Annotated in this window: 16 protein-coding genes; 6 read left to right on the top strand and 10 right to left on the bottom strand. The window is 43.3% G+C overall.

Going from position 1 to position 20,557, the window contains the following annotated elements; translation table 11 throughout:
* Positions 1–437: 437 nt before the first annotated feature.
* Positions 438–1,910, bottom strand: a complete 1,473-nt coding sequence (locus J7I42_RS13045; RefSeq protein WP_209139261.1) for a hypothetical protein — start codon at positions 1,908–1,910, stop codon at positions 438–440.
* A gap of 215 nt (positions 1,911–2,125) precedes the next feature.
* On the opposite strand from J7I42_RS13045, the gene J7I42_RS13040 reads away from it, so the two are divergent.
* Both J7I42_RS13040 and J7I42_RS13035 read left to right on the top strand, forming a co-directional pair.
* Positions 2,126–2,653, top strand: a complete 528-nt coding sequence (locus J7I42_RS13040) for a hypothetical protein (protein ID WP_209139260.1) — start codon at positions 2,126–2,128, stop codon at positions 2,651–2,653.
* A 403-nt stretch (positions 2,654–3,056) separates the two neighbouring features.
* Positions 3,057–4,238: a trypsin-like serine peptidase gene (locus tag J7I42_RS13035; protein ID WP_209139259.1), complete on the top strand. Its 1,182-nt coding sequence runs from the start codon at positions 3,057–3,059 to the stop codon at positions 4,236–4,238.
* Positions 4,239–4,413: 175 nt separating this feature from the next.
* On the opposite strand, the gene J7I42_RS13030 is transcribed toward J7I42_RS13035, so the two are convergent.
* From J7I42_RS13030 to J7I42_RS13005, 6 genes are all read right to left on the bottom strand, one after another.
* Positions 4,414–5,472 (bottom strand): class I fructose-bisphosphate aldolase, encoded by a 1,059-nt coding sequence (locus J7I42_RS13030; protein WP_209139258.1) that lies wholly within the window; start codon positions 5,470–5,472, stop codon positions 4,414–4,416.
* Between the two features lie 363 nt (positions 5,473–5,835).
* The gene (fbaA, locus tag J7I42_RS13025) at positions 5,836–6,903 is read right to left on the bottom strand and encodes a class II fructose-bisphosphate aldolase (RefSeq protein WP_209139257.1); all 1,068 of its coding nucleotides are present in this window, start codon (positions 6,901–6,903) and stop codon (positions 5,836–5,838) included.
* A gap of 144 nt (positions 6,904–7,047) precedes the next feature.
* The gene (locus J7I42_RS13020; RefSeq protein WP_209139256.1) at positions 7,048–7,923 is read right to left on the bottom strand and encodes an MBL fold metallo-hydrolase; all 876 of its coding nucleotides are present in this window, start codon (positions 7,921–7,923) and stop codon (positions 7,048–7,050) included.
* Positions 7,924–8,022: 99 nt separating this feature from the next.
* Positions 8,023–9,114 carry a hypothetical protein gene (locus tag J7I42_RS13015; RefSeq protein ID WP_209139255.1) on the bottom strand — a complete coding sequence of 364 codons (1,092 nt, stop codon included), beginning with the start codon at positions 9,112–9,114 and terminating at the stop codon, positions 8,023–8,025.
* 9 nt (positions 9,115–9,123) lie between these two features.
* The gene (locus tag J7I42_RS13010) at positions 9,124–9,903 is read right to left on the bottom strand and encodes a helical backbone metal receptor (protein ID WP_209139254.1); all 780 of its coding nucleotides are present in this window, start codon (positions 9,901–9,903) and stop codon (positions 9,124–9,126) included.
* Between the two features lie 1,330 nt (positions 9,904–11,233).
* Entirely contained in the window at positions 11,234–12,601 is a 1,368-nt protein-coding gene (locus J7I42_RS13005) for a pyridoxal-phosphate dependent enzyme (RefSeq protein WP_209139253.1), read from the bottom strand.
* 271 nt (positions 12,602–12,872) lie between these two features.
* Between J7I42_RS13005 and J7I42_RS13000 the strand changes: the two genes are divergently transcribed.
* From J7I42_RS13000 to J7I42_RS12990, 3 genes are all read left to right on the top strand, one after another.
* A complete protein-coding gene (locus J7I42_RS13000; RefSeq protein WP_209139252.1) occupies positions 12,873–13,532 on the top strand; it encodes an alpha/beta fold hydrolase in 660 nt (219 codons plus the stop codon).
* Positions 13,533–13,962: 430 nt separating this feature from the next.
* Positions 13,963–16,245 carry a Tex family protein gene (locus J7I42_RS12995; protein WP_209139251.1) on the top strand — a complete coding sequence of 761 codons (2,283 nt, stop codon included), beginning with the start codon at positions 13,963–13,965 and terminating at the stop codon, positions 16,243–16,245.
* 57 nt (positions 16,246–16,302) lie between these two features.
* Positions 16,303–16,836 carry a hypothetical protein gene (locus tag J7I42_RS12990; RefSeq protein ID WP_209139250.1) on the top strand — a complete coding sequence of 178 codons (534 nt, stop codon included), beginning with the start codon at positions 16,303–16,305 and terminating at the stop codon, positions 16,834–16,836.
* 71 nt (positions 16,837–16,907) lie between these two features.
* Here J7I42_RS12990 and J7I42_RS12985 read toward each other — a convergent pair whose 3' ends face one another.
* Both J7I42_RS12985 and J7I42_RS12980 read right to left on the bottom strand, forming a co-directional pair.
* The gene (locus tag J7I42_RS12985; RefSeq protein ID WP_209139249.1) at positions 16,908–17,441 is read right to left on the bottom strand and encodes an anti-sigma factor family protein; all 534 of its coding nucleotides are present in this window, start codon (positions 17,439–17,441) and stop codon (positions 16,908–16,910) included.
* Positions 17,442–17,465: 24 nt separating this feature from the next.
* Positions 17,466–18,050, bottom strand: coding sequence for an RNA polymerase sigma factor (locus tag J7I42_RS12980; RefSeq protein ID WP_209139248.1), 585 nt, complete (start codon positions 18,048–18,050; stop codon positions 17,466–17,468).
* Between the two features lie 227 nt (positions 18,051–18,277).
* On the opposite strand from J7I42_RS12980, the gene J7I42_RS12975 reads away from it, so the two are divergent.
* Positions 18,278–18,628: a DUF6249 domain-containing protein gene (locus J7I42_RS12975; RefSeq protein ID WP_209139247.1), complete on the top strand. Its 351-nt coding sequence runs from the start codon at positions 18,278–18,280 to the stop codon at positions 18,626–18,628.
* A gap of 194 nt (positions 18,629–18,822) precedes the next feature.
* Here J7I42_RS12975 and J7I42_RS12970 read toward each other — a convergent pair whose 3' ends face one another.
* The gene (locus tag J7I42_RS12970; RefSeq protein ID WP_209139246.1) at positions 18,823–20,409 is read right to left on the bottom strand and encodes a S41 family peptidase; all 1,587 of its coding nucleotides are present in this window, start codon (positions 20,407–20,409) and stop codon (positions 18,823–18,825) included.
* Positions 20,410–20,557 lie beyond the last annotated feature (148 nt).

Below are 20,557 nucleotides of genomic sequence, written 5' to 3'. Positions count from 1 at the left end.
TAATAATAAAAATCGCTAAAAAAATTTTTTTATTTTCTTTTTACCACTAACTTGCAGGAACAAACGGATATAGCAAACTCCTCCCTATTAGATCTTGTACTACTTTAAGAAAAGCGTTTACGCAGGATTTGATCATTAGTGCTAGAATGGATTTTTTGCATGGCACTGTTTCTCTAGAACAAAAATTACATACGATTACAAATTGCATTCAGGTGAGCTGGTCAACTCACATGAGCATATAATACATAAAATCATTGGTAAAGACATCCCGGAGGTGAGAGGCGTCTTAGTACCGGCTTTAATTAGTAGCAGGTAAAGCTTTGTTCATACAAGCAGCGTTAAGTTGCTATAAAAATTACCTGTTTAACGATTTCGCTGGTTTAGGGGTTGCTAGATCACGACAGTCGGCCGCATGGCTGGCTGTCTTTTTTTGCCTGTTAGTGATAGAGTCGTATTACTTTGAAGTCACTATCCGGATACGATTTAATAACAGTATAACGGATATGGGCACTATCCAGGAACCGGGTAGTGGTAATAGTATGCGAAAGTATGTAATCGCTTTCATTCAATGTTTGTATGGCTTTATTTGTCAGTGGCTCGTTGGTGAATTCTTCGAAGATAACTCCGGACGGAGCCAGTTGGTCTACCTGTGAATAATAACCGATATAGGTGCCTGCAATCCAGAATGAAAGACTGGGACGGGCGGGACGCTGGGCATATAGGTCGTACAGTGGCTGGCGGGTTGGGTCTTCCATATAGTATTCCATGCAACGGCGGCTGTTATACCTTGTAACAAAATGAAAAATTACCAGTATGCAGGTTGCCGTGCCTAGCGCATAGCCAATAAAACGATATTTCTTTACAGGGATCTGCCATTCGCCTACCGCCAAAAAGATAGTGAGTAACCCTGGCACATACCACTGTAAAGCTGTTCTGTTGGCTATGTAAGGCGTATTGAGAACCAAATGAAAAATAAGGCCCAATAAAAAAATACTCCCGGTAATAAAAGTGATTATTATACCGGGGCTCCACTTTTTTTGTTGAATGGTCTTTCTTATAAAATAGATACCTGCCATTAAGATCAACGCAAAGGTGCACCAACTTAACCAAAAAGATAGGGGCGTGTAGCTGGCCTTATAAAGACTTTTATCCCAGAACGTATTGAATACGGACCCTATAAAATTTTCCTTACCGCCAAATTCCAGGTCTTTTCCATAGTACTTTATAAACAACAGATCGGCCGTGGAAAAAAATAGCAACAAAACAAAAAGGGCTGTTATCCGGCGTTTTTGGATATTGGCATACCAGGACATAAGTGAATCGGTGATACTGCAGTAAAGCAGGTAGCCACCCGTAATTGCCATTATCGTATACTGATACGATAAATTGGCGCCCAGGGTCAACGCACTCAGGATAATGAGCTTTATCCACTGACGATAATTAAAGTCTGTTTGAACTGCTTTTATAAATGCCAGGATGGTCCAAACCTGTAGGGTAATAGCCAGGCTATAACCCCTTGCCAGGGAAAAGAAATCGAGTATATAGGGATTGAATATAATTAAGCAATAAAAGGCTATCTGCGCCCCGGTACTTTTTATAAGCGCTGCAAGCCGGTAAATACCCTGTGCAAAAAAGGGGAACGCAATTATAACATGCAGGCGTAAAGCAATGACTGACTCATTAAAGATCATCATTAACCTCATAAAGAAACTGTTCAGCCAGTGTGTATTGGCAACCCCTGGCAGTGCCTTGTAATTACCGGTTTTTAAAATATAGTAGGAGGAAGCCTCATCGTAGACAATATCCATTGTGGATGCATGGTGCCATACAAACATCCAGGCAAAAATTGTTGCAAGTACATGAAAAAGGAAAAAGGGCTGCTTTGCCAGGGGCCGTGTAATTGATCTCATAAGCCGCATAAAGGTATAAACGAATTATGGAAAATGATCAGTTCTTAAAAGAATGCAAAGGCTTAATGCTACCATCAATTTTATCTTGCTTTTAACTGTTTAACAGGCTGGTATTCAGTTTATATCTTAAAATTTGTTAATTGTACAGTTGTTCACATAAATGTATTGATAAGGCATGTATTTTGGTTTCCTATTCGTAACCAAATCGATAATTTATGAAACGGGTTTTACAAGTTTTGCCAGTACTTGCCTTTTTAACTACAGCTTCAGTTATTACTTCACAGGCACAGGTTAGTGTAAACGTGAATATCGGTGCGCAACCCCAGTGGGGGCCTGCCGGTTATGAATCGGTTGATTATTACTACCTGCCTGATATTGAATGCTACTATTATGTTCCGCAACGCCAGTTTGTTTATCTGAATGGCCCTAACTGGGTGTTCTCGGCCAATTTACCGGCGCGTTGCCACGGATATGACCTGTACAGCGGTTATAAAGTGGTTTGCAGCGGTCCAAGACCATATACGCATTTTTCTGACCACCGCGTTGTATATGCCCGTTATAGAGATTACAGGGGGCGTCAGCCGGTAATACGTGATTGTGGTCCCCGTGGCGGTTATTATGAACAACGTTATTATGACGGGCCTCGTGGTCACGGACATGGATATGGTCACTATGAAGGTCGTGATCATTATGAAGGTCATGGTCGTGGACATGGACATGGACGTGGTCATGGAAGATGGTAGGATCCTTGCAATTTTTTAAATTAATATACAGTCAAAGTTGGAATTCTAATTGAGTTCCAACTTTGTTTTTTTTTGAGTAACATAAGCAGGATCATTGTTTCAGATATATTATTTACTATATATTGCGCCCCTGAAATTTTACAACAACTGAAACTAACTCCCTAGTTTGTACCTTCTTTTGAATTCGTTTTCATCTACCGAAAAAGCTGCTTGGTGATCAATACTTTATTGTCCTGACTTCAAAGTATTGAATCAAGAAAACATTATTTCGTTTAAGCAAGTGCTGTATTAGCATGATGATGAAATATTGTCTTTATGCTAGTATATACCATCCCCTTTGTGAACGCCGGATAGATTATCAAAAATCTCTAACTAAGTTTTTAAACCAAAAAAACTCAATGTTATGGCAACAAAAACTATGTCACAAAGACCAAACAGCGGTCAATCAGAAAGATTTTCAGAGCTTGCTTCAGAAGTTGAACAGAGAAGAAGGGGGTTATCAGAAACCCCTGTTTTTGAAGCAGAAGAAATTGGCGGGGGAAGTAGCGTTTCCTATTTAAGACCCGAGGAAATGCACAAGGAAACCTCGAATGTTTTATCTCAGGCCGGTATGGGGCTTCGGGAAGATATTCTGGAAGAACCAGGTATGGAAGGTGAAACTGATCAGCCTTTGGATGCGGTGTTTGCCAGCTATGGTGAATTACTGGTAAAACTCCAGCAAACACAACCGGTTATGGGTGAAATTCAGGATGAGTTAGAAGGCCGCATGCCAGTCAATGATTCCACTTCATTTCCATTCAGGGCTATTTGCCGGCTCATCATTACTGCCAGCGATAACACCCGTTGGTATGGAACTGGCTTTATGATTTCTCCGCGTACAATTATTACTACAGGCCACTGTGTGTATCTGCATGAACATGGCGGCTGGGCCCGGAGCATTGAAGTTATTCCCGGATTAAATAATGAGAACCGTCCATATGGTTCTGCTGTTTCACGAATATTTAAATCTGTAGCGGGGTGGACAAAAAGCAAAAACCGGAACCAGGATTATGCAGCCATTATTCTTCCTAACAATTCTCCACTGGGAAATCAAACAGGCACTTTTGGATTTTCTGCAATGAAGGATGAAATGTTGGAAGCCGCTACCTTGAACCTGGCCGATTTTCCCATCATTCAACACACCCGGCAGGCTTTCTTCCGGTTCCAGAAACGGCAATTCCAATCACAGCGTGGCGTATTTGAAGGTCAGTACCAACGCAAGTTTGAACAAACAGAACAGAGCCAGGAGGAACAGGAAGAAGATACCGAAAAACAAGACGCTCCAAGATTAAAGGAAGGGTTGATGAATATGACCAACCAATTATGGTTTGCTCAACTTAATGTTCGTTCAGTAACTGCCAGTCAGATCCGTTACGATCAGCAGGTACAACGGTGCCAAAGTGGTGCTCCAATTTGGGTGAAGTCGGGAAACAGCAGATATGTAGTGGGCATTCATACCAGCAGCTTTTTGTCTGGCATGGCTGCGCTTCGCATTACTTCGCAGGTGTTTAAGAATTTAAGTGAGTGGAAGGCTCAGGGGATGTAGGTTGTTGAGGAGTAGATCAGTTGATCAGTTGACAAGGGAAGGGCAGATCGCCTTCGCCAAGGCTACGGCGATCGAAGTAGGAAGTAGATCAGGAACTAAGCTCTGAAAGACAAAAAGAAAGGTGAGCTGCCATTAATAAGGAGCTCACCTTTTATTATCTTCTTACTTTATATCCTTACGCAATAGTAATGTCTTTGTCAAGATATACATCCTGCGTAGCATTCAACAACTCAATACCCTCTTTCATTGGGCGTTGGAATGCTTTACGGCCGAGGATCAAACCCATACCACCGGCTCTTTTGTTGATAACAGCCGTATATACTGAATCGGCCAGATCGCTGGACCCTTTGCTTTCGCCACCGCTGTTGATCAGGCCAACGCGACCGCTGTAGCAATTCAGGATCTGGTAACGGCACAGATCGATGGGGTGATCGGTAGTGAGTTTTTCATATACCAGTGGCGAGGTTTTACCATGTTTGGTTGCCAGGTAACCACCGTTATTGGTAGGCAATTTTTGTTTTATGATGTCTGCCTGTAAGGTAACGCCCAAATGATTGGCCTGTCCGGTAAAGTCAGCAGCAGTATGATAGTCTACACCATCTACTTTAAAACCATTATTACGGGTATAGCACCATAGAATGGTGGCCATGCCCAGTTCGTGTGCCATTTCAAATGCTTCAGCTACTTCTTTCAACTGGCGGGCACTTTCGGCAGATCCCCAGTAAATGGTAGCACCAACCGCTACAGCACCCATATTCCACGCACTTCTGATGGTGCCGAACATGGTTTGATCGTATTTGTTGGGGAGACTTAAAAATTCATTGTGATTGATCTTTACGATAAAAGGAATGCGGTGCGCATACTTACGGCTCATAATACCCAATACGCCATATGTACTGGCTACTGCATTACAACCGCCTTCTATAGCGAGTTTGATAATATTCTCAGGATCGAAATAAATAGGGTTGGGCGCGAAAGCGGAGCCGCCACTGTGCTCAATGCCCTGATCAACCGGGAAGATGCTGCAAAATCCGGTGTTGCCCAAACGGCCATTGCTTAACAGGGTTTGCAGACTGCGTAATACCTGGTTGTTGCGATTGCTGTTTACCCAAATTTCTTCAACATGATTGGGGGAGGGTAGCGTAATAGTTGATTTGTCAATAGCGGTGCTTTTGTGCTCCAGCAGATAGGACGCTTTGTCTCCAAGCAGATCGATAATTTTTTTAGAAGGCATACTTGTTTATTTGTTTGTGTGAATTGTCAATCGTCAATGCAATTCATAAGCCACAAGCTAGTCGGCAATCGGTCTCGGCTCAGCCGAGAGTAATCGGCAATTTGGCCTCGGGAAATTCGAGCCTCACTTAATCGTGAAACGTGAAAGTCCTTATTGCTAAACCCCGACAATTATCAGCCCCCTCTCTGCTCTTTGCCTGCTGCTTTTATGCTTTCTGCTTAGCGCATACGGCTTGTGGCTGTTTTCTGCTGCCAAAGATATGTTGTACAAGTATGGTATGCAACGAAGCCCCGACGGTACCGTCGGGGCTTCGTTGCATAATAATTCAACCCTGCTAAGGAAACAAGAATTAAATTCTAAACTTTATGCGTTTCTGTTGATGCAATTCAAATCATCAAACGCAATTTCTAAACGTTTAATAAAGTTTTCTTCGCCTTTACGTAACCAAACGCGGGGGTCGTAGTATTTTTTATTTGGTTTATCTGCTCCCTCTGGATTGCCCAGCTGGTCTTGCAAATAACCTTCGCTCTTTTTGTAGTAATTCAGGATTCCTTCCCAGAATGCCCATTGCAGATCGGTATCAATGTTCATTTTGATAGCACCATAACTGATGGCCTCACGGATCTGGTGCTGAGGAGAACCACTGCCACCATGGAATACAAAGTATACGGGCTTTTCGCCGGTCTTATATTGCTTTTGAATATAGTCCTGGCTGTTCTTCAGGATCTCGGGACGCAATTCCACGTTACCCGGACTGTACACGCCATGCACATTACCAAAGGCTGCCGCCACTGTGAACAAACGGCCTACTTTACCTAATTGCTCATAAGCATAAGCAACGTGTTGTGGCTGGGTATATAATTTATCATTTTCAATCCCGCTGTTATCAACACCATCTTCTTCACCGCCGGTTACACCCAGTTCAATTTCAATACCCATGCCCAGGGGCGCCATGCGTTTGTAGAATTCAACTGAAGTGTGAATGTTTTCTTCAATTGGCTCTTCGCTCAGATCGAGCATATGTGAGCTGAACAAAGGTTGTTTTTTCTCTTTGAAGAATTGCTCGCCGGCATCGATGAGACCGCTGATCCAGGGTAACCATTTTTTAGCAGCATGGTCAGTATGCAACACAACCGGTACACCGTAATATTTTGCAACATTATGAATATGCAATGCACCTGAAACAGCACCAGAGATATTGCCCTGCAGTTGCTCGTTGGGCATACCCTTACCGGCAATAAACTGTGCACCGCCATTGGAGAACTGAATAATTACAGGGGAGTTTACTTTTGCAGCTGTCTCAAGGGTAGCGTTGATCGTATTAGTGCCAATTGTATTAACTGCCGGCAAAGCAAACTGATTTTCTTTGGCGTCTTTATACAAGGCTTCCAGTTCTTCACCAAAGAGGACTCCTGGTTTGTATTTCTTCATCGTTTTCTGTGTTAAAGCGTGTTGATATTTAATTGAATGTCAAAAGCGTTGGAAAATATTTAATGGATAATGGCTTTTTTTAATGAGACGCGAAGATAAACAATTAGCAATGAATGTTGGTGTATTTGTTACATGATACAAATGTTACTTTCCATTAATAGGTGTGCCATTCAGGATATTGCTGCCCACCTGTCCGGGTAATACCCTGAATACCGGAATGTTGATAGCGTATTTGTTGCACAGTTCCAGGATCCGGGTATCAATTTGTTCGGCGCTGTAGCGGGAGGAGAAATGACCCAGAATGAGCTGCTCGATATTTGATCCGCTCACCATTTCCATTACTTCTTCAAGGTAGCTGTGTTTGTGGGTGTGGGGTGAGATCATTTCATCATCCTGCAAAAAGGTAGCTTCATGAATGAGTATTTGGGAGTTTTCCCAACGGGTGAGGTCCTCTACCGGTGTATCGCCGGAGTAGCTTATTAAATTGGTTTGAATTTCTGTATGGGTCCTGGCTTTGCCCTTTTCTTCAATAATGCGTTTGATGTCTTCGGCGGGCAATTTTCTTAGCTCAGGGTTTAATTTCATTTTTGATTGAATGACCTTATAACTGAGGCTTCTTATGCCGGGACCTTTATCGACCACATGGCTGTTAGGAATGGCCCTGATGAAAATATCTTTTTTTATAGGTACCTCGATCTCGGGGGAAATAGGCGACCAGATGGTACCCGTAACATGCGGGTCGAATTTAAGGGTGAACTCATTTAATGCCGGAAAAGTACCGCTGTCTTTTGGATAATGGATAACAGGGAAGCCAGGCCGTGAATTCAATTGATTGAATTGCAGCAAACCGGTTACATGATCGCGGTCGGCATGGGAAATGAACACATGTTCTATTTTCCTGCTTTTTTGTAACAGGCTTGCCATAAGGCCATCGCCGGCATCGAACAACAGGCGCAGCTCATCAATGAAATACCAGGTAGAAAAAAGGGCCGTTGAATAGCCGGTTATATTGAAATACATGATCGGTTGGTATTAAGGTGGGTCGCTCTTAAAGAGCGGCTCACCTTTCTTGTTCAAAGCAAGGTGAGCCGCCCACCAAGGGCGACCCACCTTCGTAAATCAGTCCTCGATCTTGCCGAGATTCTTCTGGATCAGTTTTAAATTCTTCTGCAGGGTTTGTTTTAACTGGCGTTTTACCAGCTGCCCCATAGAGGAACATTTATAGAATTGCGGATTGTGAAAATAGTCTCCCAGTTCGGCCCGCAACTGATACAATTTTTCAGGTGACGAGATATGGTCTTTAGACATGATGTTCAATAATTCCATCAGTCTGAACCGGGAAGAAGCCACGCGAAATGCCATCATAGTACGTTCTTCCGTTTGATACTGATGTATACTTTCTTTATTAAGTAATTTGGCACAAAGGTCAACCAGGGTGTTATTCTCTTTAAAGAATTGCGGCATATATAAATTCTTACGCCCCTCGTACGATTGCTGATCAAAGTCGATAGCGCGAATGCGGTATTGATAGTCTTCGATATCGGGAGTAATATCAACCACGAAATTGTACGAACGCATATCGCCCAGCAATCGGACAAAACACCGCTCATTGAATTTTACAAATTCCTTGGCCAACCTGATCTTATTGGTATGAGGATCATTCAAATGCTGTGCGATAAACACATCACCGGGAATACCGGGAATATGTTCTTCAACCAGGGTATTTTGACTGGTAAGGTAGGTAATTCGGTTGGGCGAAAGAATGTGTTCCAGCTCCAGTCCGTATATCCGGGAGGCATCGGCTATTTTTATATAATAGTGATCATAGTTGTCATTATACTTGTTCACGATGCGGATGCGGAATGGGTTCGAATTGCCAAAGCTGCAATAGTCAATACGTGCTACATCGAGGTGACTGGTAAAAGTAAGATCGCCTTCCGTTTTCAGGATCGCATACATTTGAACCAGTCCGTTGCGAATGTATTCCCAGTCGCGCATATCATATACCACTGTTTCCCAATAGGTATCATTGCCTTTTTTATCTTTTAAAGGAAGGGAGTAGGTAATATGCAGCAGATCGTTGTACGAAACGGGCAGCTTTACTTCACGGCCGTGATTTTTTAAATACCCGCGTAGGCGGTCGTGCACCGGGAACATGGGCTTTTTGCGGGACGGCTTATTCGGTTCATTTGTTTCGATGTTGTCGATCATCGACCAAAGTTACAATATGCTTTGCAATAAGCTGGTAAAGTAAGCAGGGGCATGGAGCAGCCGGCTGCCATACCAGCTGAACATTTCCCCATCCACCAGTAAAATGCGGGTATTGGGTAATTCGGCCTGCAATTCATCAAGGTGTTTTTGTTGAAAGGGGTAGGGCTCTGAAGATAATAAAAGTACATCGCATTGAGCCAATTGCCAGGTATCAATGGCGGGATAGCGCTTAGTGTGGGCGAAGATATTCTTAAACCCGCACCGGCCAAGCATATCATGAATAAAGGTGTCGTTGCCGATGGTCATGTAAGGATTGCGCCAGATAAGGTAGCCCGTTTTTATGGGTCGGTTGTTGTTGTTCAATTGGGAAAAAGCGGTTTTGATCTTACTGGTCAACTGCGTGGCGGCAGGCAGGGTATTGGTAATGGCGCCTATTTGTTCTATCATTTGCAGAGCATCGGCCAGGGTATTTACATCAGTTACCCATACAGGGTAGTGCTGTGCCAGTTCTTCTACCTGTTCCTGTACGTTCTCTTCTTTATTGGCTATTATCAGATCGGGCTGTAATTCCTCAATTACGCCGGCTTTAATAGCCTTGGTGCCACCTACCCTTGTTTTTTCCCTGAACCAGTTGTTGGGATGTATGCAAAATTTGGTAATACCGGTTACCTGGTCATCGAGTTGTAAACTATGTAGCAATTCTGTTATAGAAGGCACCAGCGATACAATACGGCGGGGTGTTGTTGTAAACTCCACCGGTCGGCCCATCTGATCTATAAAAACACTCATCTGAACTGGGATTTATGGGATGAATGGGTTGTGTTGGGACTAGGATTAATGGAATTATTGGGATGAACTGGGATATTTAGTAAGCAGCAAAGATAAAGAAAGCGATAATCGCGAATATGGAGATTCTGACCGGAAATATTAAAAAATAAGAAATCAATGAAGCTATTTGAAAGGGAGGGTGTGTCTTTTCAGGAGACCGCTGCTGCCTCCTGCTAAAAGCATTGTCGGTTTTAGCAGGAGGGGTTATTGGAGTTAAGCAGACGGTTTTTAACACACAGGAATTGGAACTACCTCGGTCTTTGGGACGTTGGATTTTAATTTACTTGGTTATTCATTAGGATATCCGTTGGTTTTCACGGGATACTCGTTTTGTCATGGACATTGGATCTGGATAATGGATTTTATGAATGATATCGGATTATTAAAACTGAAGTTGATTGGTACCGAATTTTTTATTGGATATTGAATTAATGACGGTTTTCATGAACATTGGAAAAGATTGATTAGTAATCAATCAACTTCTTTAACAAAGTTAATACAGATACAAATGTTAACAAGAGCAAAAAAACTCGATTAAAATCGTTCAGTAATTACTGCTAAAATCGTAGCTATCCAGTACTACTATGCGTAGTATTGCTTTTGTGGTTGGGTAGTATTACGAAATGGTGCATAGTACAGTTTCTTCTGCATTGATCCTGATCAAATATGTAATAAATGTATATGCCTGAAATGCACTTCCAGTAAGGGTTTCAGGGCATTGTACGGGCTTAATCCGACTTTTTCACACATTAAACGAGGAAGGACAGCCATTGATCGAATAAAGTTCAACCACCGCAAAAACATTATGATCTTTGTTATGTCAACACGCAGTTGACGTACCCTTTAAAAGTTCTGTACCGGATTTACACGAACGACCTTACTCCTGAAACCATAGAAATGCCCCTAAACCCTTTACTTGATTATAGTTTTTTTGGTTTTTGATCCGTACCCCGTATCCAATATCTAGAAAACCAGAAATCTCTATCAGCAAACCAGTCCTTAGTAAAACCGTCCAAAGTACCTGAACAAGATTTCACAATGGCGCTCTGCTAAATGCGGGGCGCTTTGTTTTTTATGTAAAGGCAATGGGCAGTGGGCAGTAGGCAGTGGGAAAAAGACAATAGGCAATGGAGAAAAGGCAAACGGCAGAAAGAAATAAACTATTACACGCATATCGCCTGACAACAAAAGCCGGCAACCTATAAAAGGGATGCCGGCTTTTGCTATTTGTAATGATTGCTTAAAGTTCGCGAGGCCATCTCTGCCTACTGCCCGCTGCCTACTGCCTTTTTTAGCTCCCCAACGCCTGTATCACATCGTATTTAGTAACTATGTGATAATTGCCCAATTCATCTTTACTCAATACTGCGCCATTGTCTTTATTGATCAGTGTACGCAGTTTTTCAATGGGCGTATTAAAATCAACAATAGGGAAGGCGGGTTCCATCACTGTTGCTATGGTAGCGTTCTTAATATCGGGGTTGGAAAATATTTTCTGGAATAAACCGCTTTCACTGATGGCGCCCACCGGTCCGCTGCCATTGATCACCGGAATGTGCTCAATATCATATTTACGCATAAGATCAACAGCCTGGGCTACGGTATGATTGGGGTCAATAGTAATGAGTTTTTGTTTGGCGGTGCGGCCGTTAATAATGTCTTTACAGGTTTTAACATCCATAAAGCCCCGTTCCATCATCCATTGGTCGTTATAGATCTTGGCTACATAGCGACTGCCATGGTCATGGAAGATACATACCACCAGGTCGTCTTTTTTCAACGGCTGGCTGGCGGCAATTTGCATAAGCCCCTGCAGACAGCTGCCTGCACTGTAACCGCAAAAGATGCCTTCATCCTTGGCCAGGCGGCGGGCCATTATAGCACCGTCCCTGTCTGTAACCTGTTCAAAATGGTCAATAACGCTCATGTTATAATTCTCCGGCACAAAATCTTCTCCAAAGCCTTCTGAAATATAAGGATGTACCTCATTCATATCCACTTCCCCGGTTCGGAAAAATTTGGTAAGCAGGGAACCGTACACATCGATGGCCCATATTTTAATATCAGGATTTTTCTCTTTCAGGTACATAGCCGTGCCCGTTACTGTACCGCCGGTGCCGGCTGTACAAACCAGGTGGGTTATTTTACCATCGGTTTGGTTCCAGATCTCAGGCCCGGTGGTTTCATAATGCGCAAGCCGGTTGGCAAGGTTATCGTATTGATTACAATGGAATGAATTGGGGATTTCTTTTGCAAGCCGGCGTGCTACAGAGTAGTAGCTGCGTGGATCATCAGGTTCCACATTGGTAGGGCATACAATAACTTCAGCGCCTACAGCCTTTAAAATATCTGCTTTTTCTTTTGATTGTTTATCGGTAGTAGTGAAAATACATTTATACCCTTTTACACAGGCGGCCAGTGCCAGACCCATACCTGTATTACCGCTGGTACATTCAATAATGGTCCCACCTGGTTTTAATTTGCCTTCTTTTTCTGCCACTTCAATCATTTTAACCGCCATGCGGTCCTTGATAGAGTTGCCCGGATTAAAATAATCTACCTTGGCTACAACGGTGGCAGGAAGTTGTTTTGTGATCTTGTTGAGCTTGATAAGTGGCGTATTTCCAATCGTTTCGAGAATATTGTTTTTAATATCCATTACATGTAGTTTATGTGTTCAAAGGTACGCTTTTCCCCGGGGAAGACCTGTAAGGCCTGGTTCTGCTTATCTGGCACAAGCGGACGCTTGCGCCAGATAAGCGCTAGCAGGTCTTCGGCGGTCACAGACCACCTACGCCAAGGCTTCGGGGGGCACAGGCCACCTATGCCAAGGCTTCGGCGGTCACAGTGTAAAAGTTTTATTAAGCTTTTTGTGTGGTAAATTGAATCCTACAGGCCAATAGTTAAATTTGCAGTGGGAGATTCTTGCTATGAAAGTGTATTTTATTGCCGGGTTGGCAGCAGATAAACGGGTATTTAAATATATTCAATTGCCAACCGGTTGTGAGGCTGTTTTTTTAGATTGGATATCACCTGAAAAAGATGATACACTCCCTTCTTATGCACTGCGACTGGCGTCAACAATTAACAAAAACGAACCTTTTGCGCTGGTAGGGTTATCGTTTGGCGGTATGCTGGCTACCGAAATAGCAAAAGTGTATAAACCTGCTGTTACCATACTTATTTCAAGTGTGCCTGTATCAAAAGAATTACCGGGTTATTTCCGCATGGCGGGTAAAATGGGATTACATAAAATAGTGCCCGTGTCGCTGTTAAAATCAACGGCTGCTACCAAACGGTTCTTCACCCGGGAAAAGCAGGCAGATAAGATCATGTTATTAGATCTTATTAACGAAAGTGATTCGGAACTAATTCGCTGGAGCGTTGATGCTATCCTGAACTGGCAAAACGATGTGGTTCCACAACCATTGTGGCATATACATGGTAAAAGCGATGAAATATTACCGGTTCGGTTTACACATCCTACTCTGACTATTCCCAAACAAGGGCATGTAATGGTAGTGACCAAGCCCGATGCCGTAAATGAATTCTTGGCTGAGGCGTTGCAGTCGTATGCTTTGAAGGCATAAAATACTTTCCTCTAATTACTTCGGTTGTAAATCAAAGTTGTTTAGTATTGCAATAGCAGCTCCATTGTTATACTTTCGGGCTTACATTTATTGTTAAACCTGAATAGTATGAAACTTTTAACCAAACCTGGGATATTAAAATATGCAGGGAGGCCATGCCCGGGGTTATCACCTCTTGTTTTCCATGATATGTGAAAAAATGGCCAATTGCCGGTTTCCTATAGGATTTTTTTACTTATGTATAATGTTTTTATTAATCATAAATTTGAGCAGTCCTAATAAAAATCTGGTACGTTTTTTAGGGAAAAATGTTGTTAGTAAAAACAAGTTTTTTCTTAGGTTCATTGACTTACATTTGCGACCCTTATCCTGATTTTTATCCCGGTATTGTCGGGAGGTAAGACATTAAAAAACTGCAAATTCTCAATAGATGGAAGTAAAGTACATTCAGAAGATCGCTGAAAAATTATCATTCAGCATTAAGCAGATCACGAATATTCATGACTTGCAAAGCGAAGGTGCCACCATTCCTTTTATGGCCCGTTACCGTAAGGAAGCGACCAACAACATGGATGAGGTGGGTATTGGCCAGGTGGTTGAACAGATCGCTTATTTTTCTGAACTGGATAAACGCAAAGAAACGGTTGTAAAAACGATTGAAGGCCTGGGCAAATTAACGCCCGAGTTAAAAGACCGTATTGAAAACTGTTACGATTCAACCGAGCTGGAAGATATTTATCTGCCCTACAAACCCAAACGTAAAACAAGGGCTACCCAGGCGATTGAAAAAGGATTGGAACCTTTGGCGAAACTGGTGTTTGAGCAGGGTGCTGAAAATCTGGATGAAGAAGCTGCCAAATTCATCAATGAACAAGTGAAAGATATTAAGGAAGCCATGCAGGGCGCCCGCGATATCATTGCGGAGTGGGTGAGTGAAAATGAACAGGCACGTAATAAAGTTCGCCAGGAGTTTACCGAAACGGCTAAGTTGTCGTCGAAAGTACTCACCAGCAAAAAAGAGGAAGAAGAAGCTCAGAAATACCGCGATTACTTTGAATTCAATGAAAACCTGGCCGATAGTCCTTCGCACCGCATTCTGGCAATTCGCCGGGCTGAGAAAGAAGGTTATCTGGTTATGGACATTAACATTGACAAACAAACTGCTGTAGATGACCTCAACAGGACGTTTGTAAAAAATAGTAACCCATTTGCCGGTGAAGTAAAGAAAGCGATCGACGATTCGTTCGACCGTTTGCTGAAACCTTCTATTGAAAATGAGTTCCGCCTGGCCAGCAAAAACAAAGCCGATGAAGAAGCCATAAATGTATTTGCCGAGAACCTGCGTCAGCTGTTGCTGGCTTCCCCATTAGGTTCTAAAAAAGTGCTGGCGCTTGATCCAGGTTTCCGTACCGGTTGTAAACTGGTTTGTCTGGATGCACAGGGCAACCTGGTATACAATACCGCCATCTACCCACACCCGCCACAAAACGACTGGCAGGGTAGTGTCTCTGAATTAAAATTCCTGGTTGATAAATACGATATTGACGCAATTGGTATTGGAAATGGTACCGCCGGTCGCGAAACCGAACAATTGGTGCGCAGCATTGATTTTGGTAAACCCGTAAGCGTGTTCCAGGTAAATGAAAGCGGCGCTTCCATTTATTCTGCCTCTGAAGTGGCCCGTGAAGAATTCCCCGATCAGGATGTGACTGTACGGGGCGCAGTGAGCATTGGCCGCCGTTTGCTCGATCCGCTGAGTGAGCTGGTGAAAATAGATCCCAAATCAATAGGTGTTGGCCAATACCAACACGATGTAAACCAAACCCGCCTTAAAGAAGCGCTGGACAGAGTAGTAGAAAGTGCCGTGAACTTTGTGGGGGTTGATGTAAATACAGCTTCTAAACACCTGTTGGTATATGTGTCAGGGTTAAGCAATACCCTGGCTAAAAATATTGTTGAATTCCGCGCCAAGAACGGGCCATTCAAAACCCGTGAAGAATTGAAGAAGGTGCCTATGATGGGACCCAAATCATTTGAACAGTGTGCTGGTTTCTTACGTATCCCAGGTGCCGAGAACCCGCTGGATAACTCTTCTGTACACCCTGAGAGCTATCATGTGGTGCAAAGCATGGCCAAAGATCTGCAGGCATCACTCGAAGACCTGATCAAAAATGGCGAACTGCGCAAAAAGGTCAACAAGAAACAATACATTACTGAAAGCATTGGTGAATATACCATTGATGATATCTTAAAAGAATTGGAAAAACCTGGTCGTGACCCTCGTGCTCAGATCGAGGAATTCCGCTTCGATGATACTATTAAAGCCATTGAAGATGTAAAACCGGGTATGACGGTGCCAGGCATTGTAACCAACATTACCAACTTTGGGGTGTTTGTTGACATTGGTGTTAAACAGGATGGACTGGTGCATATTTCTCAATTGAGCAATACATATGTTTCAGATCCTAACGAAGTAGTGAAGCTGCAGCAGAAAGTAATGGTTACTGTTTCTGATGTGGATGTACCGCGCAAACGTATTTCACTTACCATGAAAGATCAGCAAAAAAGTAGTGGTGGTGGTGAAAAACGCAGTAGCGGTGGTGGCGATCGCAAACCTGCTGCTGGTGGCGGTAAAGGTCAGCCGAAGAAACAGGAGCCGCTGAATCCGTTCCAGGCAAAGCTGGCGGAATTGAAGAAGAAATTTAACGACTAATTCAAATAGTTTGTATTTTGGAAAGTCCCGACTGTTTCGTCGGGACTTTTTTATTTTATGAAAAAACATGTACTTAAATACAGGAAGCGATGGCTTACGGGTATTGCCATCTACCAATTGCTCGGTGGGCTTGTAATGCTGATCCTTCTGTTTTCAATTCTTATGGGGCAGGAAGTATCACCTGGTGTAATATTGGCCATTATTCCTATGGTTGCCCTGAGTTTGGTTTCACTGATTGCCGGGATCATGCATTTTATAAAGGGGAATGAGGTCAGGTTCTATACTTTGTCGAAACTGAATTTTTGCGCACAGCTTTTGCAACTTGCCATTCCGCCCGGGTTTACCTATAGATTTTATTATGGCCCTTACCTGGCAGTGGGGGTGGATACTGACCGGATGTTTACGATAAAGTTTGAAACGCTTACTGCAAATTTTGGTTTCAGTTTTGGTACCCAGGATGAAGGATTGCTGGTAATGTTAAATTGTATTCCGCTTTTTATGCTGATCGTTCTACGTTGGATAGAAAGAAATAAAATAGCGTCGCCGGAATTTGAAGGAGCGTTTATAGAAGGGTCGCAACAGGAAGTTTAATTTTCAGTTGATCAGTTGAACAGTTGAATAGGGGGCCTCCTACGCCAAGGCTTCAGCGGGCAACGTATTGCCTACTGCCCATTGCCTATTGCCCTTCGTTTTCGCCCTCTCAAATACATGTCTAATGCAACCAATCCCAGTACAACATTCACCATCATAAAAATGGTAGTGTACGTGTTATTAAAGAATTTACTGGTATCTACTTTGTCGAGGTTGATCTTATTAAGATTGACAAGGGAATTATCAGTGGTGCTGCCTCCTGTCCAGTGTACCTGGGCCAAACCGGCAATGAGAAACCCAATGATGCAGCAAAGGAAAAAGCCTGCAATGGACCAGATGATCCGTTTGTTTATATAGGTTTTAGCAGCAGGCGCAATATGGTGTTTGCTGATGGCTTCCATAATGTTCTGGGTGAACCGCATAGAGGGCTCATCCAGTTCCAGGCGGTGGCTTAGCAGGTCCTGCAGTTCCAGTAACTCCTGGTACCTGGCTTTCCAGGCCGCATTGGAGGCAATGAGCTGTTCAACAAACAAGCGCTCCTCAGCGCTGCCGGCGCCATCGATATAATCCCACAAACGTTCTTCTATGTTTTCTGGCTTGTTCATTTTATTAGTGATTAAAGTTATTAATTAACCAACCATATCTTTTACTGCTTCGGAGAAATGTTTCTCCATTTTTTCTTTCAACCGTTGCCGGGCGCGATGCAGTTTTACCTTGGCGGTATTGGGCTCAATACCCAGGATGCGGCCAATTTCTTCCAGGCTTTGTTCGGCCTGATAAAATAAGGTGATGATGCGCGCGTCATCGATGCTCAATAATCGCAATGCTTCATTAATTACCTGAAGCTTTGATTTTTGTTCTACCTGGTTCGCTTTGAAATCGGAATTCTGGCTGTCGGCCACCTCAAATACCTGTTCGGTATCCAATGATTGTATGGGTACTTTCTTTTTACGTAAAAAAGTGATACAGGTAGTGGTGACAATGGTGTACAACCAGGTGCTGAATTTTGACTCGCCTCTGAAATCGGCCAGACTGCGATAGGCTTTTACAAATACGTCCTGAGCGATCTCTTCTGCATCTTCCCGGTTGGGGGTATAGCGCAAGACTATGGTAAAAACGAAATTCTGGTATCGTTTTACCAATTGGGCATATTGTGCCTGGTCGCCTTGCAGCACCTTGTTTATGATCTCATTATCAACCGGTCCGGTTTGCATTAGTATAAGTATGACGATGTAAGTGATGATCAGGTTACACCAAATAGACACTCCTTGTGCCGGAAATCATGTTTGTTGATTATCAGTTGTTTATTTTGAAGGAATGGCATCCTTGTGTTCGGTTTTGATACTTGCTGTGTTCATTTATGAAAATTCTTGTCCTGGAACTGTAACCAGCCGCCAGCAGCAATAGTCATAGTTGTATAGAACCTTAAAAAATAAAAATTATGGATAAAGGAGTATTAGCAATCGTTTGGTTAATGGTTTCCTCTTTAGGATTGTTGATCCTGATCTTCGGCATCAGGTATTTAATGAGTCGCGAAAACCTGGCCATGCTTGAAAAGGGGATGAATCCCAAAGAGAAGGTCAACCGGCCTGCGCCCTATACCAATTTAAAATGGGGATTGCTGCTGTTAGGGGCAGGATTTGGGTTGGCACTGGCATATATTATTACGCAGTACATGCTGCATGATTATGAGAATCCGGCTTTGTGGTTTGCCTTTATAGCTATGGGCGGCGGCGGCGGATTGATCTATTCTTACCGCATTGAGAAGAAAGAGCTGCTTGATAAGCCATAGGGGCAATCAATGTCGTTTAGTTAAGGAGGGGATTCTTTAAAACAAGCATTAACTAAACGTCATTGAATGGGCAATAGTGAAAACCGCTTCACGTCCTGAGTCGAAAACCACAAACCAAATCAAAAGCCCACCCCGGTTACCGGAGTGGGCTTTTATATTACCTTGTCAATTTGTTAACTGATCAACTGATCTACCTACTTCTTCATTTCATCCATTGCTTTCGTAATGGCTGCATCGTCGGCATTGCTCACTTCATAATATCCTTCCATGCGCCAGATCTGGCGGGCAAGCCAGGTTTTGATGCGTTTTTCTACTTCTACTTTATCCCGGTCGGGAACGTTTTGTACGTTGACTGAATTTTTGCTGGCATAGGCAACCAGGCTGTTCCAGGCTGTGCGGGTGTCGTTAAAACTACGGGCAAAATCGGCCGGGGTTTTAAACTGGTCAAAGTAGGCTTTATTCTGTTCGTAATAGATGTAAATGAATTTGCTGAACAACTGATTATCAAACAACACATACACATTGCTGGAGAATGTAGCTGTATCGAAAGGGATAAATACGTCGGGGGTAATACCGCCGCCGCCATATACAATTCTGCCTTTCTTGGTCTTAAAGGCCGGGCCGGTGTGTTTGGAAACAGTATCACCGTTCACCAGTTCACCATTCTCAAAACGTTCAGCCAGTTCCTCATTATAAGCCTCACGACCTTTGTTGTATGGTTTTTGAATATTACGGCCAAGTGGCGTATAGTAACGGGCAACGGTTAAACGCAGTGCAGAACCGTCTGTAAGGTCATATTGTTCCTGTACCAGGCCTTTACCAAAAGTACGGCGGCCGATAATAGTGGCACGGTCCCAGTCTTGCAACGCGCCGGCAACCACTTCACTGGCTGAAGCCGAGCTTTCATCTACCAGCAAGATCAGTTTGCCTTTTTCAAACAAACCCGGGCGTTTACAGTGGTATTCCATTTTCTCGGATTTATTACCCTGTGTATATACGATCAGGCGTTCATCGTCGAGGAATTCATCAACAATATCGGTGGCTTCTGTCAATATTCCACCGCCATTGCCCCGCAGATCGAATATGAGCTTTTTCATGCCTTTGGCTTCCAGGGTTTCCATTGCTTTCATAAATTCTTCATAGGTAGTGCCTGAGAATTTATTCAGGTGTATGTAGCCGGTAGTGGTGTCTATCATGTAAGAAGCATCGACCGAATACAAAGGGATGGTGCCGCGGGTAATAGCGGTTGATACCTGTTTGCCATTACGTAAAACGGTAACCTGCACTTTGCTGCCGCCCACGCCGCGTAAAAATGACTTTATTTTATCACCAGTAATGGATTTGCCGGTAACTACCGAATCACCCACTTTCAGGAACTTATCACCAACCAGTAATCCTGCCTTGTCGCTGGGACCATCGGAAAGCACGTTGGTAACATGTACGGTGTCGTCGATAATGAAGAATTCAACTCCAATGCCCTCAAAATTACCTTGAAGGTCTTCGTTTATTTCCTCCACGTTAGAGGCGGGAATAAAAACAGAATGGGGATCGAGGTGGGCCAGCATAGCCTGTATGGCATCTTCGGTAAGGGTATCGGTATTTACCTTATCAACGTATTTCAAGTTTACCAGGTCCATCACTTCCTGTAACACTGAACGCTTGCCGCTGTTAAAAATACCACGCGAGCCAGGTACATTCTGCCTTAATGCCGAGCCTATGAACATGCCCACGATCAATACTACAGAAAATAACAATGGCATCCATACTTGAAGTCTTTTCATCTGAAGTTGTATAGTTTGTTTTAATAAGGCCGGGGAATTGTTAAAAAGTTTATAGGCTAACCAGTTAACTAATTCCGCCAGTTGTGCCGCAGGTGCAATTGCTTGCTAAACGAAGTCTGGTCGGAATGCCGACCGAATGCGTCAGCGT

This window comes from Niastella soli, from assembly GCF_017742245.1.
Lineage (GTDB): Bacteria > Bacteroidota > Bacteroidia > Chitinophagales > Chitinophagaceae > Niastella > Niastella soli.
The sequence above is the reverse complement of the archived record's forward strand: the minus strand, read 5'-3'. Positions and strand labels throughout refer to the sequence as shown.